Source organism: Actinoplanes sp. NPDC051513 (assembly GCF_044454685.1).
Taxonomy (GTDB): Bacteria; Actinomycetota; Actinomycetes; order Mycobacteriales; family Micromonosporaceae; genus Actinoplanes.
In genome coordinates, this window is sequence record NZ_JBITDW010000016.1 from 120,220 (window position 1) to 145,008 (window position 24,789).

General features: G+C 71.7%; 24 protein-coding genes and 1 pseudogene. 11 read left to right on the forward strand and 14 right to left on the reverse strand.

Annotated elements, in window-relative coordinates:
• Positions 1-2 precede the first annotated feature (2 nt).
• Positions 3-806, forward strand: a complete 804-nt coding sequence (locus ACIA5D_RS36055; RefSeq protein ID WP_396034898.1) for an IclR family transcriptional regulator C-terminal domain-containing protein — start codon at positions 3-5, stop codon at positions 804-806.
• 67 nt (positions 807-873) lie between these two features.
• A complete protein-coding gene (locus tag ACIA5D_RS36060) occupies positions 874-1,185 on the forward strand; it encodes a hypothetical protein (protein ID WP_396034899.1) in 312 nt (103 codons plus the stop codon).
• A gap of 156 nt (positions 1,186-1,341) precedes the next feature.
• Here the strand turns inward: ACIA5D_RS36060 and ACIA5D_RS36065 are convergent, their stop codons facing one another.
• Together ACIA5D_RS36065 and ACIA5D_RS36070 are read right to left on the reverse strand one after the other, a co-directional pair.
• Positions 1,342-1,722 carry a nitroreductase family deazaflavin-dependent oxidoreductase gene (locus ACIA5D_RS36065; protein ID WP_396034900.1) on the reverse strand — a complete coding sequence of 127 codons (381 nt, stop codon included), beginning with the start codon at positions 1,720-1,722 and terminating at the stop codon, positions 1,342-1,344.
• A gap of 4 nt (positions 1,723-1,726) precedes the next feature.
• Complete coding sequence (locus ACIA5D_RS36070; protein ID WP_396034901.1) at positions 1,727-2,470, reverse strand: MarR family winged helix-turn-helix transcriptional regulator; 744 nt, start codon at positions 2,468-2,470, stop codon at positions 1,727-1,729.
• Between the two features lie 101 nt (positions 2,471-2,571).
• On the opposite strand from ACIA5D_RS36070, the gene ACIA5D_RS36075 reads away from it, so the two are divergent.
• The gene (locus ACIA5D_RS36075) at positions 2,572-3,204 is read left to right on the forward strand and encodes an FMN-dependent NADH-azoreductase (RefSeq protein ID WP_396034902.1); all 633 of its coding nucleotides are present in this window, start codon (positions 2,572-2,574) and stop codon (positions 3,202-3,204) included.
• Positions 3,205-3,436: 232 nt separating this feature from the next.
• Here the strand turns inward: ACIA5D_RS36075 and dnaJ are convergent, their stop codons facing one another.
• Together dnaJ and hrcA are read right to left on the reverse strand one after the other, a co-directional pair.
• Entirely contained in the window at positions 3,437-4,579 is a 1,143-nt protein-coding gene (dnaJ, locus tag ACIA5D_RS36080) for a molecular chaperone DnaJ (protein ID WP_020512640.1), read from the reverse strand.
• 34 nt (positions 4,580-4,613) lie between these two features.
• On the reverse strand, positions 4,614-5,636 hold the full coding sequence (gene hrcA / locus ACIA5D_RS36085) for a heat-inducible transcriptional repressor HrcA (protein WP_396034903.1): 1,023 nt from the start codon (positions 5,634-5,636) through the stop codon (positions 4,614-4,616).
• A gap of 165 nt (positions 5,637-5,801) precedes the next feature.
• Between hrcA and ACIA5D_RS36090 the strand changes: the two genes are divergently transcribed.
• On the forward strand, positions 5,802-6,386 hold the full coding sequence (locus tag ACIA5D_RS36090) for a DUF4870 domain-containing protein (protein ID WP_396034904.1): 585 nt from the start codon (positions 5,802-5,804) through the stop codon (positions 6,384-6,386).
• Between the two features lie 29 nt (positions 6,387-6,415).
• Here the strand turns inward: ACIA5D_RS36090 and hemW are convergent, their stop codons facing one another.
• The gene (gene hemW / locus ACIA5D_RS36095) at positions 6,416-7,618 is read right to left on the reverse strand and encodes a radical SAM family heme chaperone HemW (RefSeq protein ID WP_396034905.1); all 1,203 of its coding nucleotides are present in this window, start codon (positions 7,616-7,618) and stop codon (positions 6,416-6,418) included.
• Between the two features lie 32 nt (positions 7,619-7,650).
• Between hemW and ACIA5D_RS36100 the strand changes: the two genes are divergently transcribed.
• From ACIA5D_RS36100 to ACIA5D_RS36110, 3 genes are all read left to right on the forward strand, one after another.
• Positions 7,651-8,421 carry an enoyl-CoA hydratase-related protein gene (locus tag ACIA5D_RS36100; protein ID WP_396034906.1) on the forward strand — a complete coding sequence of 257 codons (771 nt, stop codon included), beginning with the start codon at positions 7,651-7,653 and terminating at the stop codon, positions 8,419-8,421.
• 62 nt (positions 8,422-8,483) lie between these two features.
• Positions 8,484-9,350, forward strand: coding sequence for a hypothetical protein (locus ACIA5D_RS36105; RefSeq protein ID WP_396034968.1), 867 nt, complete (start codon positions 8,484-8,486; stop codon positions 9,348-9,350).
• Between the two features lie 141 nt (positions 9,351-9,491).
• Positions 9,492-11,099 carry a PAS domain-containing protein gene (locus ACIA5D_RS36110; protein WP_396034907.1) on the forward strand — a complete coding sequence of 536 codons (1,608 nt, stop codon included), beginning with the start codon at positions 9,492-9,494 and terminating at the stop codon, positions 11,097-11,099.
• Between the two features lie 63 nt (positions 11,100-11,162).
• Here ACIA5D_RS36110 and ACIA5D_RS36115 read toward each other — a convergent pair whose 3' ends face one another.
• The 5 genes and pseudogenes from ACIA5D_RS36115 to ACIA5D_RS36135 form a co-directional block, all read right to left on the reverse strand.
• Complete coding sequence (locus ACIA5D_RS36115) at positions 11,163-11,438, reverse strand: GlsB/YeaQ/YmgE family stress response membrane protein (protein ID WP_396034909.1); 276 nt, start codon at positions 11,436-11,438, stop codon at positions 11,163-11,165.
• A gap of 81 nt (positions 11,439-11,519) precedes the next feature.
• Positions 11,520-13,400, reverse strand: coding sequence for a translation elongation factor 4 (gene lepA, locus ACIA5D_RS36120; protein ID WP_396034910.1), 1,881 nt, complete (start codon positions 13,398-13,400; stop codon positions 11,520-11,522).
• A 109-nt stretch (positions 13,401-13,509) separates the two neighbouring features.
• The gene (locus tag ACIA5D_RS36125; RefSeq protein ID WP_396034911.1) at positions 13,510-14,346 is read right to left on the reverse strand and encodes an MOSC domain-containing protein; all 837 of its coding nucleotides are present in this window, start codon (positions 14,344-14,346) and stop codon (positions 13,510-13,512) included.
• A 24-nt stretch (positions 14,347-14,370) separates the two neighbouring features.
• Positions 14,371-14,583, reverse strand: a pseudogene (locus ACIA5D_RS36130) (VIT1/CCC1 transporter family protein); the annotation flags it as partial.
• Positions 14,584-14,738: 155 nt separating this feature from the next.
• Positions 14,739-15,272: a DUF4240 domain-containing protein gene (locus ACIA5D_RS36135; protein WP_396034912.1), complete on the reverse strand. Its 534-nt coding sequence runs from the start codon at positions 15,270-15,272 to the stop codon at positions 14,739-14,741.
• Between the two features lie 54 nt (positions 15,273-15,326).
• On the opposite strand from ACIA5D_RS36135, the gene ACIA5D_RS36140 reads away from it, so the two are divergent.
• A complete protein-coding gene (locus tag ACIA5D_RS36140) occupies positions 15,327-16,295 on the forward strand; it encodes a phosphotransferase family protein (RefSeq protein ID WP_396034913.1) in 969 nt (322 codons plus the stop codon).
• A 182-nt stretch (positions 16,296-16,477) separates the two neighbouring features.
• Positions 16,478-16,744 carry a 30S ribosomal protein S20 gene (rpsT, locus tag ACIA5D_RS36145; RefSeq protein ID WP_396034915.1) on the forward strand — a complete coding sequence of 89 codons (267 nt, stop codon included), beginning with the start codon at positions 16,478-16,480 and terminating at the stop codon, positions 16,742-16,744.
• A gap of 366 nt (positions 16,745-17,110) precedes the next feature.
• On the opposite strand, the gene ACIA5D_RS36150 is transcribed toward rpsT, so the two are convergent.
• The 4 genes from ACIA5D_RS36150 to ACIA5D_RS36165 form a co-directional block, all read right to left on the reverse strand.
• Positions 17,111-17,560 (reverse strand): hypothetical protein, encoded by a 450-nt coding sequence (locus ACIA5D_RS36150; protein ID WP_396034916.1) that lies wholly within the window; start codon positions 17,558-17,560, stop codon positions 17,111-17,113.
• Positions 17,557-18,540 carry a DNA polymerase III subunit delta gene (holA, locus tag ACIA5D_RS36155; RefSeq protein WP_396034969.1) on the reverse strand — a complete coding sequence of 328 codons (984 nt, stop codon included), beginning with the start codon at positions 18,538-18,540 and terminating at the stop codon, positions 17,557-17,559. Before holA ends, ACIA5D_RS36150 begins: the two co-directional genes overlap by 4 nt.
• Positions 18,541-18,778: 238 nt before the next feature.
• A complete protein-coding gene (locus tag ACIA5D_RS36160; RefSeq protein WP_396034917.1) occupies positions 18,779-21,112 on the reverse strand; it encodes a ComEC/Rec2 family competence protein in 2,334 nt (777 codons plus the stop codon).
• Entirely contained in the window at positions 21,109-22,020 is a 912-nt protein-coding gene (locus ACIA5D_RS36165) for a helix-hairpin-helix domain-containing protein (protein ID WP_396034970.1), read from the reverse strand. Before ACIA5D_RS36165 ends, ACIA5D_RS36160 begins: the two co-directional genes overlap by 4 nt.
• A gap of 523 nt (positions 22,021-22,543) precedes the next feature.
• On the opposite strand from ACIA5D_RS36165, the gene ACIA5D_RS36170 reads away from it, so the two are divergent.
• Positions 22,544-23,338: a putative protein N(5)-glutamine methyltransferase gene (locus tag ACIA5D_RS36170; protein WP_396034918.1), complete on the forward strand. Its 795-nt coding sequence runs from the start codon at positions 22,544-22,546 to the stop codon at positions 23,336-23,338.
• Positions 23,339-23,358: 20 nt separating this feature from the next.
• Entirely contained in the window at positions 23,359-24,564 is a 1,206-nt protein-coding gene (locus ACIA5D_RS36175) for a hypothetical protein (protein WP_396034919.1), read from the forward strand.
• Positions 24,565-24,789: the final 225 nt, after the last annotated feature.

Sequence of the window (24,789 nt, forward strand, 5' to 3'; positions counted from 1 at the left end):
AAATGACCGACAGCGGAAGGGGCACGGGACCGGACTTCATCGAGGCGCTCGCTCGCGGCCTCGACGTCCTGCGCTCCTTCCGCGCCGGCACGCCCGCCATGACGCTCAGCGAGATCGCCGGTCACACCGGCCTGGCCCGCCCCACCGTGCGACGCATCCTGATCACCCTGGAAGAGCTCGGCTACGTGCGCTCGGCCGACCGCGGCTACGCCCTGACCCCGCGGGTGCTCGACCTCGGTATGGCGTACGTCAATTCGCTGAGCATGTGGGAGGTCGCCCGCCCGCACATGGAGAAGCTGGTCTCCCAGACCAACGAGTCCACGTCGATGGCCCAGCTCGACGGCGGCGACATCGTCTATGTGGCGCGCGTGGCCGTACCCAAGATCGTCACCCTGGCCGTCACGATCGGCACACGCTTTCCCGCTCCCGCCACCTCGATGGGCAAAGTGCTGCTGGCGGCCCTGTCGCCGGCGACCCTGGCCGCCGTTCTCGCCGAGCCGTCCCGCTCCGGCATCAACGCCCGCTGGCAGCCGGCGCCCCCCGATCTCGAGGCCGCGCTGCGCGAGGTGCGGGCGAAGGGCTGGGCCCTGGCCGACCAGGACCTCGCCCCCGGCATCCGCTCGATAGCCACCGGCGTCCGCGACGGCGACGGCGCCGTGATCGCCGCGATCAACGTGACCGTCCACGCCGCCGAGACGTCGGTCGAGACCCTCCTCGAAGAGCACCTGCCCAAGCTCCTGCGCACCGCCGCCGACATCAGCCACGACTGGGCGCTGACCGCCTCGGTCCCCGCCACGAAGTCCTAGCGCGGCAGCCGTCGTCGGTCCGGCTCTCGACGTGCGGACCACGTGCACCCGTGCCAGGCTTGACCTTGTGAAGCAGGTGGACGACCTCTTCGACCCGCTGCCCGATCGCTGGGGCCTGCGCGGCGATCCGTGGGTGTGGCAGGCGATGCGCGACCACCTCACCGGCACGTACCTCCCACCGACCCTGGGCGAGTGCGAGGCGATGCTCTACGCCGCGTTCAACCGCATCGTCGGCGTCGACGTGGCCACCGAGATCGAGCCCATGGTCTTCCGCCAGGAGTTCGCCCACGGCGGCATGTCCTCCGGCCAGATCCATCTCGACACCTGGCGCGCCGAACTCCTCCCCCTACTCGTCGACCGAGCAAGAACCAAGATCTGAACCACTATTCGTACGCGTCGGGCAAGGCCCCCGCCGAGCAACGCGACCATCTGCCACGCAAGGCCCCAGCGCGACTTTCGCGCCAGGCGGATGCACGCGCTTCGTACCGTGGCGCCATGGATCCGGAACAGCTCCCCGACCTGTTCCTGAACGGCGCTAACTCTTCCGGCCCAGCAGCCGGAAGTCCCGGCGCCGCATCAGCCTGAGCACCAGCGCGGCCGGGTTCCCGAAGGCCCGCAACCCCACGTCGGGCGGGCACACCTCGATCCGGTCGATCTCGTACTCCCGGCCGCCCACCACCACCCGGCACCGCCCGGCCGCCTCCACGTTGCGATACCAGGAGACGTCCGGCCCGTAGGTCAGCTCCGCCACGAAGTCGTCGCCGAGCCGGGCCAGCAGCAACGGAGTCTCATACGCCCGGCCGGTCTTCCGGCCCACGTGCCGGACCAGCGCGAACGGCCCGCGCCCCGCCCGGGCGAGCCGCACCGTCACGCGGTTGAGCGTGTTCTTGACCAGCCAGAGCCAGGCCCGGCGCACCCGGCTAACCGCGGAGCCCGGCACCCGGCGACTCGGCGGCCGGCTCGAGCCCGGCCCCATCGAAAGCCGCCGTGCACGACGACTCCGCCGCCCGCTCGGGCCCAGCCCTGCCGAGAGCCGCCTGCTCGCGCTCGGCTCGGTCGATTGCCGCGGTGCACGCTGTCTCGACCGCCCGGCCGAGGAGCGCCTGGTCGAGGGCCGCGGCGCCGGGCCCGGCACTGTCCTGGGCCGCCTCGACGATCGCCTGGTCGAGGGCCACGGCGAGCTCGGGGGAGGTCGCGCCGATGACCTGGCGGCAGATCTGCCGCAACTGCGCGACCTGGTCGGGCGTGATGGCATCGAAGACCAGCCGCCGGGCCTCGCGGACGTGACCGGGGGCGGCGGCCTCCAGCGCGGCCACCCCCTTCTCGGTGATCATCGCCTCGGTGCAGCGGATCTCCGAGTTCTGCACCTCGCGCCGCACCCAGCCCTGCTTCTCGAGGCGGGTGACCGCGTGCGACAGGCGGGACGCCGAGCCGCCGGCGTACAGGGCGAGCGTGTTCATCCGCACGGCCCGGCCGGGCGGCCGGGAGAGCGCGGACAGGATCGAGTACTCGAAGAAGTTCAGGCCCGAATCCCGCTTGAGCTGGATGTCGATGGCGGTCGGCAGGCTCATCAGCAGGGAGATCAGAGTCATCCAGGCGCCGCGCTCGTCGTCGGCAAGCCAGGGGACGTCGTCGTCCTGCGGCGGCGTCGTGGTGTTTGTCACCACTGAAGGGTACCCGTCTTGAACATTCAATACTTGCCGTGGCAAGCTTCATCTCGAGCGGTGTTGAATATTCAACACCACCGTTGAGGGAGTGTTTAGCCGTGACCGTTCTTCGCATCGACGCCAGCATTCAGGGACCGCGGTCGGCCAGCAGCGAGCTCGCCGACCTGGCCGAGGCCGAGTGGCTGTCCGTCCGGCCGGAGACCACGTTCGTGCGCCGCCACCTGGGCGCCGACCCGCTGCCCGCGGACGCCTGGGCGACCGCGATCCACTCCCAGTTCGTTCCCGAGGAGCAGCACACCCAGGAGCAGCGCGACGCGCGGGCGCTGGCCGCGAGCCTGGCGAGCGAGCTGCAGGAGGCCGACGCGGTGATTCTGGCGCTGCCGCTCTACAACTACGGCGTCTCGCAGCACGTCAAGACCTGGATCGACCTGACCATCGCGGGCTCGGTGCCCGGCACTGCGCTGCTGGAGGGCAAGACCGCCCTGGTGCTGACCACCCGCGGCGGCGGCTACGGCCCCGGCACCCCGCGCGAGGGCTGGGACCACAACACGGCCTACCTGCGCCGCATCGTCGCCGACGTGTGGGGCGCCGACCTCACGCTGATCGAGCGCGAGCTCACCCTGGCCGGCGTCAACCCGGCCATGGACGCTTTCATCGAGGCCGCCGAGCTCCTGAAGAAGGCCGCCCACGAGGCCGCCACCAACGCCGGCCGATCCCTCGCCACGCGCTAGCACAGACGCCGTCCACGCCGGGCCGGGATGAACAGCGGCGTCGCGTGGGCGCACACAGCAGAAGGGCCGGCGAAAGCCGGCCCTTCTTTCGTTCCTGCCCGGCAGCTCAGCCCGGCGCGGGCGGCACAGGCGCGACCAACGACGGCGATCGCCCTGCGCACCGGGGACTCGTCCCGGCCCGTATCAAATAATGATCTTGACCTTGATCTTTGAAACGCGCGGGCCGATGAAACTAGTGGCCGTTGAAGGCGTCGCGCATGCGGCTGAAGAAGCCGCCCTGCTTGCTCAGCTCGGCGACGTCCTCGCCGCGGGTCTTGGCGAACTCGCGGAGCATGCGCTCCTGCTCGGCGGTGAGCTTGGTGGGCGTCTTGACGTCGAGGTGGACGAAAAGGTCGCCACGGCCCTGGCCGCGCAAGTGGGGCACGCCCTTGCCGCGGATGCGCAGCGTCGAAGCCGGCTGGGTGCCCGACTTGACCTCGATGGCCTCTTCGGAATCCAGCGTCTTGATGGTCAGGCGGGTGCCGAGCGCGGCCGCGGTCATCGGGAGGGTGACGCGGCAGTGCAGGTCGTCGCCCTTGCGTGAGTAGACGTCGTGCGGGCGCTCGTGGATCTCGACATACAGGTCGCCGGCGGTGCCGCCGCCGGGGCCTACCTCGCCCTGCTGGGCCAGGCGGATGCGCATGCCGTCTTCGACGCCGGCCGGAATCTTCACGGTCAGCGAGCGGCGGGTGCGGACGCGGCCGTCGCCGGCGCACGTCGGGCACGGGTGCGGGATGACCGTGCCGTGGCCCTGGCAGGTGGAGCAGGGGCGGGACGAGACGACCTGGCCCAGGAACGTGCGCTGCACGCTCTGCACCTCGCCGCGGCCGCCGCAGGTCTCGCAGGTGGCCAGGTGGGTGCCGGGTGCGGTGCCGGCGCCGGAGCACTGGGTGCACAGGACCGCGGTGTCGACCGTGATCGGGGCCTCGACGCCGAACGCCGTCTCGACCAGGTCGAGCTCGAGGCGCAGGATCGCGTCGGCGCCCGGGCGGGTACGCGGGCGCGGGCCACGGGTGCCGCCGCCGGCCGCCGTGCCGAAGAACGCGTCCATGATGTCCTGGAAGCCGACGAACGGGCCGCCGGGACCGCCCGGACCGCCGGGGCCCATGCCGCCGCCGGGAGCCAGCGGGTCGCCACCGAGGTCGACGATCTGCCGCTTCTGGTCGTCGGACAGGACCTCGTACGCCGCGTTGATGTCCTTGAACTTCTCGGCGGCCTCGGGGTCGGGGTTGACGTCGGGGTGGTACTGCCGAGCCAGCTTCCGGTAGGCGCGCTTGATCTCGTCGTCGGTGGCCTCCCGGCTCACGCCGAGAATGCCGTAGTAATCCTTGGCCACGGGGTTTGGGGTCCTCATTGTCAGCGCGAATCCGTCAGTTCTGGGCCAGCAGGTCGCCCACGTAGCGTGCCACCGCACGCACCGTGGCGATGGTGCCGGGGTAGTCCATCCGGGTGGGTCCGAGCACACCGAGCCCACCCACGATAGTCGCCCCCGGGCCGTAGCCCGTGCTGACCACCGAGGTCGACCGGAGGTTGTCTATCTCGTTCTCGTCGCCGATGCGCACCCGGGTCTTGCTGGGCTCCAGGTCGCCGATGAGCTTGAGCAGGATGACCTCCTCCTCGAGGGCCTCGAGCACGGGACGAAGCGTGCCCTGGAAGTCCAGCACACCTCCCCGCGTCAAGTTCGCCGTTCCGGCGAGCGCAAGACGCTCCTCGCTGCGCTCCACCAGCGTCTCGAGCAGGACGCTGGCCAGGCAGGCCATCGTGTTGCGGTGGCCGGGGGCGCAGTCGTCGACCAGGCCCTGCACCAGCGGCGGGGTGTCGGCCATGCGCTGACCTGCGAGCTTTTCGTTGACCTTGCGGCGCAGATCGGTCACGTCGTCGGACGCGACCGGGCCCGGCAGCTCGACCAGGCGCTGCTCGACGCGGCCGGTATCGGTGATCATCACGAGCATCACGCGGGTCGTGGAGATCGGGACGAGTTCCAGATGGCGCACGGCCGAGCGGGCCAGCGACGGGTACTGCACCACCGCGACCTGGCGGGTGAGCTGGGCGAGGAGGCGCACTGTGCGATGCACCACGTCGTCGAGGTCGACCGCGCCGATCAGGAAACGCTCGATCGCGCGGCGCTCGGCCGGGCTCAGCGCCTTGACCTTGGAGAGGCGATCGACGAACAGGCGGTAGCCCGCGTCGGTGGGGACGCGCCCGGCGCTCGTGTGCGGCTGGCGGATGTAGCCCTCTTCTTCCAGCACGGCCATGTCGTTGCGCACCGTAGCCGGGGAGACGCCCAGCTGGTGCCGCTCGACCAGAGCCTTGCTGCCGACCGGCTCCTGCGTCTCGACGTAGTCCTCGACGATCGCCCGCAGCACCTCGAGCTTGCGGTCATCCAGACTCATGACCCCTCCCTCGCGGACGCTGGCGAAGCTTGGCACTCCCGGTGACAGAGTGCCAGTCTACGTCGCCGTGACCGGTGGCGCGATGATCGAGTGGACTGTCTATTCATCGACTCGTACCGCATGTCGCTCTCGACCGTATTGAGCTGCGGTCCTACGGTGTCAGCCATGACTGAACCACCTCGCCCGCCCGGTGAAGGTAATCCGTATGCGGCTAACGATCCGACGTCGGGTTCGACACCGCCGCCTTCTTCCCCGCCTCCACCGCCGCCCGGAGGCTACGCGCCTCCGCCCTCCGGTGGCTACGGCCCGCCCTCGGGTGGGTACAACCAGCCGCCCGGCGGCTACCCGCCCCCTGGCGGCTACAACCCGCCCTCGCAGCAGTACGGCTACGGTCCGCAACCCGGCGGCAGCACGGACGACCGCACCTGGATTTTGGTCGCCCACTTCGGCGGCGCGGCCGGCGCCTTCCTCAGCGGGAGCGTGGCGGGCTGGATCGCGCCGCTCGTCGCCCTGCTCGCCCGGGGCAACCAGTCGCCCCACGTGCGGGCCGAGGCGGTCAAGGCGCTGAACTTCCAGATCCTGTGGTCGATCGTCGGCTTCATCGGATACGCCACCTGGTGCATCGGCATCGGCTTCCTGATCACGGCCGCCGCCTGGCTCATCAGCATCATCTTCGGTGTCATCGCCGGCGTGAAGGCCAGCAACAACGAGCCGTACAACTACCCCATGTCGGTAAAAATCATCAAGTAGTGGTGTCGCGCCGGGTCGGGGGCCCGGCGTCACACGACGTCACGAATCACCGCATCCGCCAGCAGGCGGCCCTTCAAATTCAAAATCAACTGCCCTTTCGCGTACGCCTCCGGCACGAGCAGACCGTCCTCGAGCGCCTGCTCGGCCCCGCGTTCGTCGAGCCCGTCCAGCGGGATGCCGTCGCTGAGGCGCACCCGCAGCATGATGTCCTCGACGCGGCGGTCCTCCTCGGCGAGGACCTCGCGGGCATGGCCGGGCGAGACGCCGTCGGCGAGCCTTTTCGCGTACGTGGTGGGGTGCTTGACGTTCCACCAGCGCACGCCGCCGACGTGGCTGTGCGCGCCCGGGCCCAGGCCCCACCAGTCGGCGCCGGTCCAGTAGAGCAGATTGTGCCGGCAGCGGGAATCTTCGCTCGTCGCCCAGTTGGAGACCTCGTACCAGCTGAAGCCCGCGTCGGTCAGGGCCCGCTCGGCGGCCAGATAGCGGTCGGCCGCGACGTCGTCCGACGGGTAGGGCAGCTCGCCGCGACGCATCCGCGCGGCCATCCGGGTGCCGTCCTCGACGATCAGGGCGTACGCGCTGACGTGGTCGGCGCCGGCCTCGACGACCGCCTGGAGGGAAGCGGCGAAGTCGTCCGGGGTCTCGCCCGGGGTGCCGTAGATCAGGTCGAGGTTGACGTGGTCGAAGCCGGCCTTCCTCGCCTCCTGGGCCGCCCGGGGCGCCCGGCCGGCGGTGTGCCGGCGGTCGAGGATCTTGAGCACGTGCGGGCTGGCGGACTGCATGCCCAGGCTGATCCGCGTGAAGCCATTGGCTCGCAGCCGGCGCAGGTATTCGGGAGTTACCGACTCGGGGTTCGCCTCGGTGGTGACCTCCGCGTCGCCGGTCAGGCCCCAGGCCTTGTCGATGCCCTCGAGGATGCGGCCCAGATCGTCGGCACTGAGCAGGGTCGGGGTGCCCCCACCCACGAACACCGTGTCCACTCTTTCTGGATTTATCGTGTTTTTTGCCAGCTGGAGCTCTTGCAGGACCGTGTCGGCGTAGCCCTCCCGGCTCGTGCCGCCGCCCAGCTCGCTCGCCGTGTAGGTGTTGAAGTCGCAGTAGCCGCAGCGGCTCGCGCAGAACGGCACATGAACGTATACGGCAAATCCGTTTTTTCCGGCGCTCGCCGCCGCGTCGGGCGGGAGGGACCCGTCGGTGGGAACGGGTTCGCCATCGGGAAGTGCGCCGGCCATCCGTCAAGTGTGCACGGGTTAGGGTTCCGGCCATGGATCTGGTCCGCACCGCCACCGACGCCGGGGTGACCACCGTGACCCTGGACAGCCCCGCCAACCGGAACGCCCTGTCCACGCCACTGATGAGCCAGCTGCTCGACGCGCTCTCGGCGGCGCTGACCGATCCGGCGGTCCGCGCGGTGACGCTCTCCCACACCGGGCCGGTCTTCTGCTCCGGCGCCGACCTCAAGGAGACCGCCGCGGCCCGCGCGTCCGGCCGCGTCCCGGCCGAGCTGCTCGCCGACGTGCTGGCCGCGCTCTGGGAGTTCCCGAAGCCGGTGGTCTGCCGGGTGGCCGGTCCGGCCCGGGCGGGCGGCCTGGGGCTGATCGCCGCGGCCGACATCGCGGTCTGCGTGCGGGAGGCGACGTTCGCGTTCACCGAGGTGCGGCTGGGCGTCATCCCCGCGGTGATCAGCGCCACGGTCCTCCCGCGGCTCAGCCCGCGGGCGGCGACCGAGCTCTATCTGACCGGTGAGGTCTTCGACGGGGTGCGGGCGGCCGAGGTCGGGCTCGTCACCAAGGCGGTCTCGGCCGAGGCCCTGGACGCCACGGTGGCGGCCTACTGCGACGCCCTGGTGCAGGGCGGGCCACTGGCCCTGGCGGGCGCGAAGCAGTTGCTCCGGCGGGCCCCGGCGGCCTCGATCCGGGCCGAGCTGGCCGAGCTGTCGGAACGCTCGGCCGCCTACTTCCGCTCGGCCGAGGGCACCGAGGGTGTCAACGCCTTCCGCGAGAAGCGCCCGCCCTCGTGGGTGCCGGCGCAGTGACGGTCCCCTGATGCGATCGTTGTTTACGCTTGTTGCCTGATGCACGGGGAGCCGTCGAGGAGGTGTGGGTGCGCAGGACGCCGATCGTGGTGCTGGCGTTGCTCGCTGTTGTCGGCACCCTGGGCGTAGTGGTCGTGATGCGCGGCATGTCCGGCGACATCAAGCTGCCGAAGATCATCGGGCCCGAGTGCACCGTCAAGGCCGACGGCGAGGTCACCCTCGACTCCGTGCAGATGGCCAACGCCGCGACGATCAGCGCGGTGGGCATCCGCCGCGGCATGCCCGAGCGCGCCGTCGTGATCGCGCTGGCCACCGCGCTGCAGGAGTCCAAGCTGGAGAACCTGGAGACCGGCGACCGCGACTCGGTGGGTCTCTTCCAGCAGCGGCCCAGCCAGGGGTGGGGCACGCCCGAGAAGATCCAGGATCCGCGGTACGCGGCCGACAAGTTCTACACCGCGCTCAAGAAGGTCAAGGGCTGGGAGAAGATGCGGGTCACCGACGCGGCGCAGCGCGTGCAGCGGTCGGCCTACCCGAACGCCTACGCGAAATGGGCTGACGAGTCGGCGGTGCTGGCCCGCGCGCTGACCGGTCGCGCCACCGGCGCGGTCGCCTGCACCGTCACGGGATCGCCCGTCCTGCGGGGAGCGGCCGCGGCGGCGGCGCTGATGAACGGGCTCAAGCTCGACTGGGGCAAGGGCCTGGCGAAGACGCCCGCGGCGGCCCAGGCGGCGGGACTGACGGTCGCGGTCTCCGACGCGAGCACCGGTTGGCGGTACGCGCACTGGCTCGTCTCGCATGCGTCGGCCACCGGACTCGAACGGGTACGTTTCGCCGATCTCGAATGGCATGCGCCGGACGGCAAGTGGCAGCCTGTAACCGCGGACGCCGGTGTGGACGAGCGTCAGGTCATCGCCCAAGTCTTCAGCTGACGTCGCGAAAGTCTCTCGGCATGCCCCGGGCGCGCTCCCATGGACGGTTGCGCTCCGTGATGTCCATCGATTCACAGGACAAATAGCGCAGCGTATACCCGCGCATGGACAGACAGCTACAGCCCTGGTACTAAGTAGAACGTGTCGAGGGCGATCGAGTGGATCCTGTTGGGTTCGGCGAGCTGTCTGGCCATCATCGCCGGCGTCCGCTGGCACCGTCCTAGCCGCGTCGGCCCCTGGCTGCTGCTGGCCGGCTCGGTCGCCGCCATCGCGGTGGGTGACGTCTTCTACGCGGCCGGGGCGATGCCCGCCGCCGAGGCCTGCTACCTGTCGATGTTCGTGCTGGTCGCGGCCGCGCTGGTCCAGTTCACCCGGGGCGGCTCGCTGCTGGTCGAACGAGCGCGCCTGATCGATCTGCTCGCGTGCGCCTGCTCGGCGCTGCTGGTCGTGTGGGTCTTCATGATCGGCGACAACGTCCTGACCGGGAAGATCTCAGCGGCCGACGTGATCGGCGACCTCCTGCTGATCGCGGTCACCGGCCGCCTCGTGCTGGCCGCGGGGCACAACAGGGCGGCGACGCTTCTGCTGGCCGGCTCGGTCGGCATGCTGGCCAGCGACATCGTCTACCCCGTGGCGCCCGGGCTGGTCACCGAGGCCGGCTACATCGTCCTCTATGTCACGTGGGGGCTGGCCGCCCTGCATCCGTCGATGACCAGGCTGACCCGGCCGATGCCGCCGCGCGCGACCCCGTGGCGCGGCCACTGGGCGGCGCTGCTGGGCGCGGCCGTCGCGACGCCGCCGGCGGTGCTGCTCGTCGAGGCGCTCCACGGCGAGATCCACGACGGTGTGGTGATCGCCGTGGCCGGTGGGCTCACGCTGCTGCTGACCATCACCAGGCTCGCCGATTCGATCTCGCAGAACAGCCAGGCGGCGGCCCGCGAGCGTGCGCTGCGGACGGCGTCGGGCGCGCTCGTCGCGGCCGCCGACCCACCCGCGGTCGAGGCGGCGGTGCACGCGGCCGTCGGGCAGCTGATGCCGGCGTCGTCGCTGCGCTCTCTCGTCTTCGCGATCGACGACCAGGCGGTGCCGGCCGCGCCTTCCGGGCCCAGCCCGCGCAGCTGGTGGGCCGACGAGTCGACGCTGGTCTGCCCCCTGCGGCTGGAGCCGCTGGCAGTGGCGCGGCCCAGCGGGGGCGCGCTGATCGTCGAGGCCCAGCGCGAGGTGCTGGCGGTGACGCGGGACGCCCTCGAGGTGCTGGCCGGGCAGGCCGCGCTGGCGCTCGACCGCATCTCGCTGGTCGAGGCGGTGGGCCGGCGCGACAGCGACCAGTACCTGCGCACGGTCATCGGCAACACGGCCGAGCTGATGCTGGTGATCGACGACGACCAGCGCATCCGCTACGCGAGCCCGGCCGTCCACGACCTGCTCGGGGACGAGCCCTTCACGCCGCTCTCCACGCTGACCGACCTCGTGCACCCCGACGATCGCGGCGAGGTGCGGCGGGCGTTCCAGTCCAACGGGGACGGCATGCTGTTCTGCTCCCTGCGCCGCGCCGACGAGTCGCAGATCCTGATCGAGGCGACCTATCGCGACCTGCGGGAAGATCGGCTGGTCCGGGGGTACGTGGTGACGATGCGCAACGTCACCGCCGCGCACGACCCGGGCGAGCGGCAGCCGCACCGCGACCACGTCGACGAGCTGCCGGCGTGGGTGAACCGGCGGAGCGCACAGCACAAGTTCCGCTACTGACCGCCTTGGCCGGCACGCGTAAGCGCCGGACCTGAACCAGGTCCGGCGCTTGTCGCAGTTCCGTTATCGGGTGAGGCGACGGCGGCTGCCGACGCCCGCCACCAGGGCCACGCCGATCGCGGCGAGGACGACCTGGAACAGGAACTCGATCCAGTCGAAGCCGTTGGTCTCCGCCACGCCGAAGGCACGGGCGATGACCGTACCCAGCAGCGCCGCGACGATACCGACCACCATGGTCAACCAGATCGGGATGTTCTGCTTGCCCGGTACGACCAAGCGACCCAGCGCGCCGATCACGAGACCGACGATGAGCGCGGTGATGATGCCGGTGACAGTCATGAGGTTCCTCCTCGGGGGTGGAGCATCCGTTGCGTCCGTCGAGCCCCAGAGTTCCCGAGTCCTTCAGAAACCAAACCGACGTTACTTCTTGCTTGCTCCCTTGGTGTCCGGAGAGTCGGATGTCGACAATGCGGCGATGAAGGCCTCCTGCGGCACCTCCACGCGCCCGACCATCTTCATCCGCTTCTTGCCCTCTTTCTGCTTCTCGAGCAGCTTCCGCTTCCGGGTGATGTCACCGCCGTAACACTTGGCGAGGACGTCCTTGCGGATCGCGCGGATCGTCTCCCGCGCGATGATCCGGCTGCCGATGGCAGCCTGGATCGGCACCTCGAACTGCTGCCGCGGAATCAGTTTCTGCAGCTTGGCGGCGATGTTCACGCCATACGCGTACGCCTTGTCCTTGTGCACGATCGCGCTGAAGGCGTCGACCGGCTCCCCGTGCAGCAGGATGTCCACCTTGACCAGGTCGGCGACCTGGTCACCGGACGGCTCGTAGTCGAGCGACGCGTACCCCTTGGTCTTCGATTTCAACTGGTCGAAGAAGTCGTAGATGATCTCGGCGAGGGGCAGCGTGTAGCGCAGCTCAACCCGCTCGCTGGAGAGGTATTCCATGCCGAGCAGGCTGCCGCGGCGGCTCTGGCAGAGCTCCATGACCGCGCCGACGTAGTCGTTGGGCACCAGCACGGTGGCCCGCACGACCGGTTCGTGGATCTCCGCGACCTTGCCGGTGGGGAACTCGCTCGGGTTGGTGACGACGTACTCCTGCGCGTCCTCGGTGTAGACGTTGTAGACCACGTTCGGCGCCGTGGAGATCAGGTCGAGGTTGAACTCGCGCTCGAGCCGCTCGCCGATGATCTCGAGGTGGAGCAGGCCGAGGAAGCCGCAGCGGAAGCCGAAGCCGAGCGCCAGGGACGTCTCGGGCTCGTAGACCAGCGCGGCGTCGTTGAGCTTGAGCTTGTCGAGGGCGTCGCGCAGGGCCGGGTAGTCGGAGCCGTCGATCGGGTAGAGGCCCGAGTAGACCATCGGCTTCGGGTCCTTGTAGCCGCCGAGGGCCTCCTTGGCGGGCCGGTTGTTGCCGGTGACGGTGTCGCCGACCCGGGACTGGCGCACGTCCTTCACGCCGGTGATCAGGTAGCCGACCTCGCCGACGCCGAGCGCGCCCGCCTTCTCCATCTCGGGCGAGACGACGCCGATCTCGAGCAGCTCGTGCACCGCGCCCGTGGACATCATCTTGATCCGGTCGCGCGCCTCGATGCGCCCGTCAATCACCCGGACGTACGTGATGACTCCGCGGTAGACGTCGTACACCGAGTCGAAAATCATCGCCCGAGCCGGAGCGGTGGCATCCCCGACCGGCGGCGTGAACTGCCGCACGATCTCGTCGAGCAGGTGGCCGACGCCGACGCCGGTCTTGCCCGAGACCCGCAGCACCTCGGACGGGTCGACACCGATCAGCTTGGCCAGTTCCTCGCCGTACTTCTCGGGCTGCGCCGCCGGCAGGTCGATCTTGTTGAGCACCGGGATGATGTGGAGGTCGTTCTCCATCGCGAGGTACAAGTTCGCGAGGGTCTGCGCCTCGATCCCCTGCGCGGCGTCGACCAGCAGGACCGCGCCCTCACAGGCCGCGAGGCTGCGGGAGACCTCGTAGGTGAAGTCGACGTGCCCCGGGGTGTCGATCATGTTGAGCACCGCGGTGTCGCCCTGGCGGTCGCCCTCGCGCACCACCCACGGCATGCGCACGGCCTGCGACTTGATCGTGATGCCGCGTTCCCGCTCGATGTCCATGCGATCGAGGTACTGCGCCCGCATCTGCCGCGGGTCGACCACCCCGGTGATCTGCAGCATCCGGTCGGCCAGCGTCGACTTGCCGTGGTCGATGTGCGCGATGATGCAGAAGTTGCGGATGCGACTCGGGTCGGTAGCCCCGATCACATTCACACCAGGGTCGAGCGGTCCAGGCACGATCGTCCGTTCTTCTCAAGCTTGGAGTGGCGCCGCCTTCAGGCCGGCGCCGGGCGCCGACACAGGGGTCGGCGTGTTCTATCGTCCCACGCCCGCGGCGAAGCCCCGATCACACCCGTTCAAGCGGCGCATGCGGCAGCGGCGGCAACTCGGCGATGATCGCGTCTCCGGGCCGGATCGGCCCACCACGCAGCACCACCGCCATGACGCCGGCCTTGTAGACGACGTCGCCACCGTCGCCCCGCCCGATCACTTCTTTGAGCAGCCCCTGCCGGAACACGTTGATCTGCGCACAAGGGTTACGCAGCCCCGCCAGCACCACGGCCGCCCGAGGATCGTCACCCCGATCCCGCGCCGCGGCCGCCGCGACAGCCACCGCCGAAGCCGCGGTAGCCCGATCGAGCTCCGCCGCGGCCGCCACCTCCAGCACCGCCTTGAGCGCCTCGGCCGCGGACGGCCCTTCCCGCCCCACCGCTCCCGCCTCAGACGGCCTGTCCCGCCCCGCTAGCCCCGTCGCAGCGACCTCTGGCGCCTCCCGGGCGTCCGTGCCCGCCCTCGCAGCGTCCGTGCCCGCCGCCACCGCAACGCCGCCCGTGCCCGCCGTCGCGGCAGCGGGCGGGCCGAAGCGGAGGATCGTGCCCACCGGCAGCGCGAGCAGGTCGACGCCGGTGGTGGTCACGTTCTCGCCGAGGTTGCCCGCCGCGACCGCGAACCCCTTGGCGCCCACCTCGGCGAACAGCTCGTGCTGAATCAGGTGCACCTGCCGGAAGTTCGGCTGCGTCGGATCGTTCCGCACCCGCCCCCGATGCTTGACGTGCACGCCGGCATGCACGTCACCCTTCACCCCGACCCCGGCGATCAGAACGATCTCGTCCCGAACCGGCTTCGTGAACGCATAGGTGTCGTTACAACTGACCGCCGCGATAGTTCCCTGTTCAGCCTCCATGGCCCGAGTGTCCGGCAGCAGCCCTCAAACACTCGACCGGTTTCCCGCACGTTGGTCCCCACCCGCCGGTCCCGCCGCGTCTCCCAGCGCGAGCTGCCGCAGCCCGCTCAGCCACCACCGCTTGCCGGTGAATCCCGCCACCACCGCGCCGGCGGCGAAGAGGCCGAGCCCGCCCACCCCCAGCGCCAGCCACAGGCTGTCGAAGCCGAGCAGGTAGGTGACCAGCGGAAACAGCGCGCGTCTCCCACCCGCCGGCACCGCCGGCCGGGCACCGCCCACTCGGGAACCGCTGCCGCGTCTCCCGCCGCCCAGGCACCGCCGCGTCTCCCGCCACCCAGGCACCGCCGGGTCTCCCGCCGGCCGGTCTCCGAAGCGGGCTCGCCCGGATCGCGTCAGTCCGGCGGCTCGAGGAACAGCGCGGACAAGCGCGGCAGCCTCTTCTGCATCTCCTCCTCGTTGTCGAAATCCCACAGCTCGGCCGATTCGGGCCGGGTCACCGGACTCTCCCCCGCCGGCAACTCGGAACCGGTGGCATGCCGATACGCCTCGGCCGCGATCGACAACACCTCTTCCGCCTCGAAGACCGCGCCGGATTCCGACGCCGCGCGCACGGCCGGCACGTCGGCCAGCGAATCGGGTGACTGCACCGACCGCGCCACCGCCTCGCGGCCGTGCGCGATCAGCCAGCCCCGGAAGTTGTCGAAGCCCTCGTCGGAACACCCGCCGTTGATCAGGTAGGCCGCCGCCCACAGGTCTTGCGTGCCGGAGGCGACCATGACCTTGTCGAAGTGGCGGGCCCAGGCGACGATCTCATCCGGGTCGCGGGTGGCCAGATCGGCGGCGGCGCGCTTGGCCACCTCGCCGGGGGAGGCGGGCCGATCGGCGGTCGCGCGGCCGATGACCGCCCAGAAGTCGTCGGTTCTCATGGCCAGGATCCTGCCAGCCGGGTACGACAAAAATCGGGACGGCAGGATGGTCGGGTGCGGCCGATTTCACTTCCCGACGTCGCGTACGGCGCTACCGCCGTACGCCCTCTCTGGTCTGACCTGCCGGAAACCCTGCGGCAAGCCATTTCGGCGCGGCTCGGCGCGTCGATCGCCTCGGCGCAGAGCGCCGGCGGCGGCTTCACCCGCGCTTTCGCCGCGATTCTCACGACATCGGCGGGTCTGAGCGTCTTTGTCAAGGCCGCGCCATTGAAGGATCCGACTTCCCAGTGGTACGCCCGGGAGGGGGCACTCACGTCGGCGTTGCCGGAGGCCGTCTCCGCCGCCCGGCCGCTCTGGACGATGGTGGATTCCGGATATTTCGCCCTATGCCTGGAAGCGATCGACGGGCATGTCCCGTCACTGCCGTGGTCACCGGTCGAGCTGGAATCCGCGCTGTCCGCCTGGTCGGCCGCCGCCGAGGCGCTGCGCGAGCCAACGCCGGAACTGCTGGCGGTCGGTGTGCCCGCGCTGCCGGACATCCTGCGCGGCGAGATGTCCTGGTGGTCCGAGATCGAGAGCGGTCGCGAGCCGATGCCGCGAACCGCCCGCAGCACCATCGCGCCGACCCGGGTCCGCGAGCTCGCCGCGTTGGAACGTGGCCTTCCGGCGCTGGCCGCCGGCGCCGCGATGATGCACGGTGATCTGCGGATCGACAACGTCCTGATCGACCGCGGCGGCCAGGCCTGGCTGTGCGACTGGACCTGGCCGTGCCTCGGCGCGCCCTGGTTCGACACCGTGACGCTGCTGGTCAGCGCCTTCGCCAGCGGCCTGGACACGGACGCCCTCCTCAGCCCCTGGGACGCGCCGGACGAGGGCGTGGACGGGGCGCTGGCGGCGCTCGCGGGCTATTGGCTGATCCGCGCGGACGGCACCCCGAGCAGCGCGTCGCCGCACAGCCGGCAGCATCAGCGGTTCAGCGGAGAGCAGGCGTTGGCGTGGCTGGCGGAACGCCGCGGCTGGTAGTGAGGCGGCCGTTTTGGCGGGTCGTGGCGGTGCTGGTAGTCTGGTGCATCGCGTGTGGTGACGCGCCGCTGTTTGCTGCTCCGGCAGACAGTCGCTCCGGCGGCTGGCTGTTTCGGCGGACGACCGCGGTGGCCACCGCGCTTGAGACCAGTTTCCAAACCTAGTCAGGACAAGGCTGTCGCGTGGCGAACATCAAGTCCCAGATCAAGCGCAACCGGCAGAACGAGAAGGCCCGGCTGCGCAACAAGTCGGTCAAGTCGTCGCTGAAGACCGTGATTCGCAAGTTCAACGAGGCGAGCGAGGCGGGCAACACCGAGACGGCTACCACTCTGCTGCGTGACGCCTCGCGTCAGCTCGACAAGGCTGTCAGCAAGGGCGTCATCCACAAGAACCAGGCGGCCAACCGCAAGTCGGCCATCGCCAAGCGGGTCGCCTCGCTGTCTGCCTGATCCGTCAGGCTGGTCCCTCACCGGACCGCCGGCGCGGCAGCACGGAGGCCGCCGCGCCGTTGCTCGCTTCATGCGAGCCGGTCATCGACGACCACACCCGGGCATCGCCGGACCCTCACGGTCCGAGGGCGGTGCCCGCGTCGTTTCCGGCGCGCGGTCGCGGCCTCGCAATGACACCGGGCCTTGCCCGCAGCCTCGCGATGGCACGCCACCAACAGCCGCCTCTGCGAGCAGCCGCCTGCGAGACACGCCGCAAAGGATCTGCCCGTGGGCCTTCACCGCCGTGGCGCGAAACCCGCGATGCTCTGCCTCGCCGCACAACTATCCGGGCGCGGCAGCCTCAGCCAAGCGCCCGGGCAGCGCCGCTCACTCGTAACGGCGGCTGGCGGACTGCCGGACGCGCCATTGCTGCTCTTCGAACTGCTCTGCCCAGGGGCGCATGACCGGGGCGCCACGCTCGCGGTTGATGACGCCCGGCAGCCGGGTCGTCGCCTCCTCGGCGATGCGGACCGGCGGATGAGGCCCGCCCGCCGCAGCGGGGCGAAGCACCTCGGCCCGGGCCGCGGCCGGACCGGCCGGGACCGCCGGCTCGGTGAGCACGCCGGCGATGACGTCGTTGAGCTTGACCATCAGCGCGACCATGATCGGCAGCGCCAGCACCCCCCACCAGCTGACCAGCTCGGCCAGGGCGAGCAGGGCGCCCAGCGCGACGCTGCCCTCGAGGAAGACGAAGCACAGGAAGCCGCTCGGCGCGACGTGCCGCAACCGGAGCATGCGGGCGTACATCGGCGGGTGCGCCTCGGTACGCCCGGTCATCGGGCCCCGCCCCCGCGACGTGCCGCGGCGACGGCGAAAACGGCCTGCTCGAGCGCATAGCCCCGATCTTCGGCGCCGCCCTTGACGGCGGCGTTGCAGTCGGCGGCGGCGCGCATCGCGTCGACCAGGCCCTCGGGGGTCCAGCCGCGGCTGCGCTCCTGGGCACGCTGGATCTTCCAGGCGGGCATGCCGAGGCTGCTGGCCATTTGGTAGGGGTTTCCGCGCCCCGCTGCCGCGACCTTGGCCACCGTGCGCACGCCGTCGGCGATCGCGTCGGCGATCGGCACCGGATCGACGCCGACGTGCAGCGCCCAGCGCAGCGCCTCGAGCGCGCCCGGCACGTCGCCGACCATCGCCGCGTCGGCCACCGTGAAGCCGCTCACTTCGGCGCGGCCCTTGTAGTAACGCGCCACCACCGCTTCGGTGATCTTGCCGTCGGTGTCGGCGAGCAGCTGCGAGCAGGCCGCCGCGATCTCGCGCAGATCGTTGCCGACGGACGCGAGCAGCGCCGACGCGGCCGCCTCGTCGCAGCGGCCGCCGTTGCGGCGGAACTCGTCGCGGACGAACGCGATGCGCTCGCGGTCGCCCTTGAGCTTGGCCGCGGGCACCACGGTGGCGCCGGCCGAGCGCAGACCGTCGGCGAACGCCTTGCCCTTGGCCGCGCCAAGGTGCGCGACGATCAGCGTCACCTCGGGGTCGGGACTCTTCGCATACGCCAGCAGGGCGGCGATCAGGTCTTTGCGCGCGTCTTGCCCAGCGCGGATCACCAGCACCCGGCGCCCGCCGAACAGCGAGGGGCTCAGCATCTCGGCGACCTCGCCGGCGTTGATCGCACCGCCCTCGTATTCCCGGACGTCGGCCCCGGGATCGTCGGCGCGCGCCGCATCGACCGCGGCCGTGATCGCGCGCGCGGCGAGCAACTCCTCGTCGCCGAGAACGAGCAACAGCTGGTCGGGGGGCGCGGTGTTCACGCCCAACATCGTCGCACGGGGGTCTGACGTTTCCGCGAGCCTCACTCCTACGCGCAGAACGCCGATCACCGAATGCGAAAGCCGACATATTGGCGACCTACTATGCGCCGACACCCGTAAAGTCGCTCGATCAGGCTGGATGTCTGCGTGGTCACGCTCGATCGACGCAATCATCATCGACCCGCACCAATGCCAACCAAACGGCCTAACCCGGGCGTGTCGGCGCCCGCCCCCAGAGGCGCCACGCTCACTCCGGCGGGGATCCACGAGCCACCACGGCAAGTCCACGGCCGGTGGCGACCGCGGCCAGATCCCCCGACTGATCGGTACGCAGCACCCGCGCTCCCCCACGGGCCAGCCGGGCGAGCACCGACGCGTTCGGATGCCCGTAGTCGTTGTCCTTCCCCACCGACACGAGCGCCACGGCCGGATCGATCGCGTCGAGAAACGGGGGCGATTGGTAGCCGGACCCGTGGTGGGCGACCTTCAGAACATCCGCCCGCAGCGCCGGAGCGCCCAGATGCCGCAGCAGCTCGTCCTGCTCCTCGGTCTCCGCGTCCCCGGGCAGCAGCACAGTCTCGCCGTGCATCTCGGCCCGCAGCACCAGCGAGTTGTTGTTCGGATCCGAGTTGGTGCCGTGCAGCGGCTCGTACGGCCCGATCACGGTCAGCCGCAGCCTGCCCACCGTGTACGCCCACCCCGGCCCCACCGCGTGGAGCGGAAGCCGACCGGCGGCGGCCGCGACGGAGGCCCGTCCGGCGGGCGGGTCGGGCCACTCCGGGCCGACGACGGCCAGAACCTCCCGCCCCCGGAACACTCCAGCGACCCCGCCGATGTGGTCGACGTGGAAATGGCTGACCACGAAGAGCACGACCTGCCGGACCCCGAGCCGACGCAGGCAGTGGTCGACCGGTTCGGGCTTCGGCCCAGCATCGATCACGACCGCGCGAGCCGGGCCGGCCGGCAGGACGACCGCGTCACCCTGGCCGACCGCGCAGGCCACCATCACCCAGTTCGCCGGCGGCCAGCCGGAGGCGAGCAGCCGCACCGGCAGCGCACCCAGCATCCCGGCCAGCGCGGCGACCAGGACGAGGCGTCGCACCAGCGCCCGGCGGGCCGCGATCAGCAGCGCAATCGTGATCGCGGCGAGCAGGAGGGCTCCGCACACTCCACCCGGCCAAGGCAGGGCGCCGGCGGGCACCCGGGCGCCATACCTCGCCACCAGCACGAGCCACTTCGCCGGCCAGTGGCCCAGCCACGCCGCGAACTCGGCACCGGCCGGCCACACCGGCGACAGCACGGCCGAGGCGATCCCGAGCAGGGTGGCGGGGGCGATCGCCGGCACGACAACGAGGTTCGCCGGGATCGCGACGAGGCTCACGGCGCCGGAGAGCCCGGCGACGACCGGGCCGCAGGCCACCTGGGCGGCCGCGGGGACGGCCAGCGCCTCGGCGGCGCCCGGCGGCCATCCTTTCCTCCGCAGCGCGTCCCGCCACGGCGGCGCCAGGAGGAGAAGGCCCGAGGTGGCCAGCACCGAAAGCGCGAAGCCCGGGTCGGCCGCCAGCTCCGGGTCGTACAGGATGAGGACCGCAACCGCCGCGGCCAGCGCGGGCAACGCCGCCCGCGGCCGGCCGGAAGCCAGGCCGATCAGCCCGATCCCGCCCATCGCCGCCGCCCGCACCACGCTCGGCGACGGCCGGGCCAAGATCACGAAACCGACCAGGACGACGGCGCAGACCAGCGCCCGCGTCACCGGCCCGGCCCGGGTCCACCGCACGGCGAACAAAACGACGCCCAGCAAAATCGCCACGTTAGCGCCCGATACAGCCATCAAGTGTGTCATTCCGGTCGTCCGGAAGTCGTCGCTCAGCGCCGGGTCCAACCGGCTCGTGTCCCCCACGACCAGCCCCGGCAGCAAGCCACCCGCATCGTCGGGCAGCGGCTCGCACGCCCGCTGCAGGCCTGCCCGCAGCTGTCCCGCGGCCCGCTGAGCCCACGACGGGCGCCCGATCAGCTCGGGCGCCTCCTTCACCGAGACCACCGCGGCTCGCAGGTCGCCGCCGCGCGGTGGCAACAGCTTGCCGCGGGCGATCACGCGCTGCCCCGGCAGCACCACCCGCCAGCCGGGATCGCTGCCGAGCACCAGAGCCCGGGCCGACAGGGTCAGCGGCGGCGCGTCCTCGGCGGCGACCCTGCGCAGATCGACGGCAACCAGGTAGGTCGGGGGCAGGCCGGGCGATCCGCTCAAGGCACGTGGGTCGTCACGAACGACAGCCTCGACGCGTACGGGATCGCCGGCCCGCACCAGCGCGACCAGCGGCCCGGACTCGCGCGTCGTGACCCGCGCCCCGGTCATGCCGGCCCCGCACCCCGCGCCCAGCAGCGTCGCCACCGCTATCCAGCGGACTGCCGCGAGAGCCGGTCGCTTCGGAGGGAGCGCCATGGCGACGGCGGCGCCGGCCAGGGCCGCTGCGCTCAGCAGGAGGCCGGAGCGCGCCGAGAGGTACAGGGCCGGCAGCGACGACAGCCAGACCGCCACCGCGAACCCGGCGAGCCGCAGGTCCGGCACCGGGCCGTTCACACCGTCACCAGGTCTTTCAGCTGCTCGTAACGGGCGTCGCCGATGCCGTCGACCTTGCGCAGGTCGCCGACCGCCTTGAAGCCGCCCTGGGCGTCCCGGGCGTCGATGATCCGCTGCGCCAGGACGGGACCGACACCGGGCAGGGTGTCGAGGTCGGCGAGGGTCGCGGTGTTCAGATTGATCGGGCCGCCCGGCGCGGCGGCGCCGGTGGCCGCGGGACCGGGGCCGGTGGGCAGGGCCACGCCCGGCGGCGGGGTGACGCCGACCATGATGAGCTCGCCGTCGACGACCTTCCGCGCCAGGTTGAGCACCGCCACGTCGACGCCGGGCTCGGCGCCGCCGGCCGCGTTCAGCGCATCGGCCACGCGGGCGCCGGGCGGCAGGCGTACCAGGCCCGGCTTGCGGACCTTGCCGCCGACCGCGACCACGACCTCGGCGGTGGCCGAGCTCGCGCCACCCTGCCCCGACGGCTCGGTCACGGCACCGGTGACCTCGAAGGACGGCGGCGCGACTGGATCGACCCGCGGCCGGGATCGCCACGCCAGCAGGCCGGCGATCAGGACGACCACGGCGGCGACCGCGACGAGCGCCCGGACGCCGCGGCGGCCGGGATCGAACGCGCCCAGGCCGATGCGCCGGCCGTTCTCCGGTTGATCGCCGCCGAAGGCGCCGGCGCTGGTCAGCGTGGGCTCCGCCGGTTCGGGATAGGCGTCCGCCGGCTCCGGCCACGACGCCGACGGATCAGGCCTCGACGACGGTGGATCGGGCCAGGACGTCGACGGCGGATCGGGCCACGGCGCCGTGGCGTACGGATCCTCGGGCAATACCCAGGACGGCGGCGGCAGCGACTGGCCGGCGGGACGCACCGCCGGCGTCGGAGGAGGGCAGAACGGTTCGGGCTCGGGCATGGGATCTCCGGGAGGGGACGGAGGCGGATCGTCGTCGTGCTGCGAGGTCGCGTCTTCGGCCAGGGAGCCCGGCGGCGACGCCCACGCCGTTCCCGGCGGATAGCCGCCGGTCGGATCAGGCTCGGACGCCGGAGGCAGCACGGATTTGGCCGAAGGCGCGACGGCCGGCGCCGGTGGCTGCTCGGGCAGCGGATCCAGATCGACGTCGTCCGGCCAGGAGGTGACCACGTCCGTCCAGTCCAGCGGCTTCCCGACCTCCGCGAGATCGGAGAGCGCCGTCGTATAGCGGGACGTCGCCACCGGCCCGCCACGGAGGACACGGCGAGGGGCCGCGGTGGCGGCCTGGTCGCGTACGTCATGGGTCGTCGCGGCCAGGACCGACCGCAGCCTTGCCGCTACGACGTCGTCCTCACTCACGCCGGGCACGGTAGGGATTTCGGGCGATCTCTGCGCGCGGCCCTGTGGACAACCCCGCATTGTGGATAACTCACACGCGCCTCGATTTTGTGCTAAGGACTGGCGTGTGAAAACGGGGATTCCGGCGCCCGCCGTCGACGAGGCGATCAGTCGGCTACGCGCCGCAGGCTGCGTGTTCGCCGAGGACGAGGCGGCGGTGCTGGCCGATGCGGCGACTGACGAGGCCACCTTGATGGCGATGGTCGAGCGGCGCGCGCTGGGCGAGCCGCTCGAGCAGGTCGTCGGCTTCGCCGACTTCTGCGGGGTTCGGGTCCGGCTTCGTCCGGGCGTTTTCGTTCCACGCGTACGCAGTGAGCTCCTGGTCCGGATCGCCGCGGAGACCGCCGAGCGGGGCTCGGTCGTGGTCGATCTCTGTTGCGGGTCGGGCGCGCTGGGCCTGGCCGTGCGGGCCCGGCGACCGGGGATCGAGCTGCACGCGGCGGACGTGGATCCGGTCGCGGTCGCCTGCGCCCGGGACAATCTGGACGGCGACGTCCACCACGGTGATCTCTTCGACGCGCTGCCCGGCGACCTGCGCGGCCGGGTCGCGGTGCTGCTGGCCAACGTTCCCTATGTCGCGACGCGGCACATCCCGCTGCTGCCGGCCGAGGCTCGCGATCATGAGCCGCGCACCGCGCTGGACGGCGGCGCCGACGGACTCGACGTCTTCCGCGCCGTGGTCACGGCGACCGGCGATTGGCTCGCGCCCGGTGGCATCGTGCTCTCGGAGATCACCGAGGCGCAGGCTCCGGCGGCTGTCGAGGTGGTGCGAGCCGCCGGGCTCGAGGCTGACCTGCTCTTCGACGACGATCTCGAGGCGCGGGTCATCCGCGGGCGGAAAAGTGTCGGTGCCGTGCGCTAAGGTCGGCGGCCTCAAGGGAGATGAGGCGTCGGGTGGGCCTGCTGGAGAGGATTGCCCGGGCGCGGCTAGGCGGGCAGGTCATCCGCCGGCTGCGCCGAGCGGGGTTCACCGACGCACGGTACGACGCACGCGGTTTCCGGGTCCGCTTCACCGCGGACGGCGACGAGACGCCGACGATCCTGGAGCTGGCCCCGCTGCTGGCGGCACGGGGCAGGCGACGGAGAGGCCAGGTGGATCGGTTCGTCGCCGGCCTGGTGACGACGCCCCGGCTGCCGCTGGGCTGGACGGAGGCTCGACCGCTGCTGCGCCCGGTGCTGCGCGGTGGCACGCCGGGATCCCCGCTGAGGCGGCGGGTCCTTCCGTTCCTGTTCGAGTACGTGGTGGTCGATCAACCGGACACCATGACCTACGTCGGGCCGGATCAACCGGCCGGTTGGGGGGTGAGCGCGGAGGAGGTCTTCGCGGCGGCCCGGACGAACCTGTCCGCGGCGGTGCTGCTCGGCGTCGCGGGCGAGCCGGTCGTGGTCCGGTTCGTGGATGACGGGGACGCTTACTGGACGTCGCACCTGCTGCTGGAACACTGGCTCGAGCAGCTGAAGGGGCAGGTCGGCGGTGTGCCGGTGGCGTTCGCGCCGGAGCGCGGCACGCTCCTGGTCACGGCGGACGGGAGCGAGCACCTGCGCGGGCTGTTCGCCCAGGCGGAGGAGATCTATGCGGCCTCGGCACGGCCGATAAGCCCCATGGCGTACGGGTACGACGAGCACGGCTGCACGGTGCCCTACAACGCGCCGGCCGGTCATCCTCTGCACCAGGAAGTGCGGCGGGCAGAGCGGGTGCTCGCGGTCCACGAGTACACGCGCCAGGCCGCCAAGCCTGGCGATCCGCCGCCCGGTGACGCGGCTGACGGAGTCGCCCGGCTCACGTCGCCGCGGGCCCGGCGCCGGCCGGGCCCACGACCGCGGACCGACGCCGGCGCGCGCCCGGCCGCGCCGATGGCCGGGCTGCGACTCGTGGGCTCGGACGAGCATGGCTGGCGCACCCGCGCGCTCTGGGAGCACGACGAGGCAACGCTGCTCCCCGCGGCCGACGAGGTGCAGGTCGGCGACCAGGTGCGGGCCTGGCACGAGGTGCTCCCGCACCTGAGGCCGGCCGCCGGCTACGAGCCGGCCCGCTGGTCCGCCGACGGCTGGCCGGCCAACCACCCGGCCACCGCGCAGCCGGGTTGACGGCGAGGCGCGAACGGCACGGCGGGCGCAGGCAGCGCAAGCGGCACGCGCAGGCGGCGCACGCGGCACAGCGGGCGGGCGCGGCAGGCGCGGCAGGCGGACGCAGCGGCGGGCGCGGGAGGCGCGGCGGGCGGGCGCGGGAGGCGCGGCGGGCGGGCGCGGGAGGCGCGGCGGGCGGGCGCGGGAGGCGCGGCGGGCGGGCGCGGGAGGCGCGGCGGGCGGGCG

Excerpts from the sequence above, each read along its gene's own strand:
- ACIA5D_RS36055 (WP_396034898.1), top strand. The coding sequence starts at position 3 with ATGACCGACAGCGGAAGGGGCACGGGACCGGACTTCATCGAGGCGCTC.
- hrcA (WP_396034903.1), bottom strand. The coding sequence starts at position 5,636 with ATGAGTCTGGATGACCGCAAGCTCGAGGTGCTGCGGGCGATCGTCGAG.
- ACIA5D_RS36090 (WP_396034904.1), top strand. The coding sequence starts at position 5,802 with ATGACTGAACCACCTCGCCCGCCCGGTGAAGGTAATCCGTATGCGGCT.
- hemW (WP_396034905.1), bottom strand. The coding sequence starts at position 7,618 with ATGGCCGGCGCACTTCCCGATGGCGAACCCGTTCCCACCGACGGGTCC.
- ACIA5D_RS36100 (WP_396034906.1), top strand. The coding sequence starts at position 7,651 with ATGGATCTGGTCCGCACCGCCACCGACGCCGGGGTGACCACCGTGACC.
- ACIA5D_RS36115 (WP_396034909.1), bottom strand. The coding sequence starts at position 11,438 with ATGACTGTCACCGGCATCATCACCGCGCTCATCGTCGGTCTCGTGATC.
- ACIA5D_RS36125 (WP_396034911.1), bottom strand. The coding sequence starts at position 14,346 with ATGGAGGCTGAACAGGGAACTATCGCGGCGGTCAGTTGTAACGACACC.
- ACIA5D_RS36135 (WP_396034912.1), bottom strand. The coding sequence starts at position 15,272 with ATGAGAACCGACGACTTCTGGGCGGTCATCGGCCGCGCGACCGCCGAT.
- ACIA5D_RS36150 (WP_396034916.1), bottom strand. The coding sequence starts at position 17,560 with ATGACCGGGCGTACCGAGGCGCACCCGCCGATGTACGCCCGCATGCTC.
- holA (WP_396034969.1), bottom strand. The coding sequence starts at position 18,540 with ATGTTGGGCGTGAACACCGCGCCCCCCGACCAGCTGTTGCTCGTTCTC.
- ACIA5D_RS36165 (WP_396034970.1), bottom strand. The coding sequence starts at position 22,020 with ATGCCCGAGCCCGAACCGTTCTGCCCTCCTCCGACGCCGGCGGTGCGT.
- ACIA5D_RS36175 (WP_396034919.1), top strand. The coding sequence starts at position 23,359 with ATGAGGCGTCGGGTGGGCCTGCTGGAGAGGATTGCCCGGGCGCGGCTA.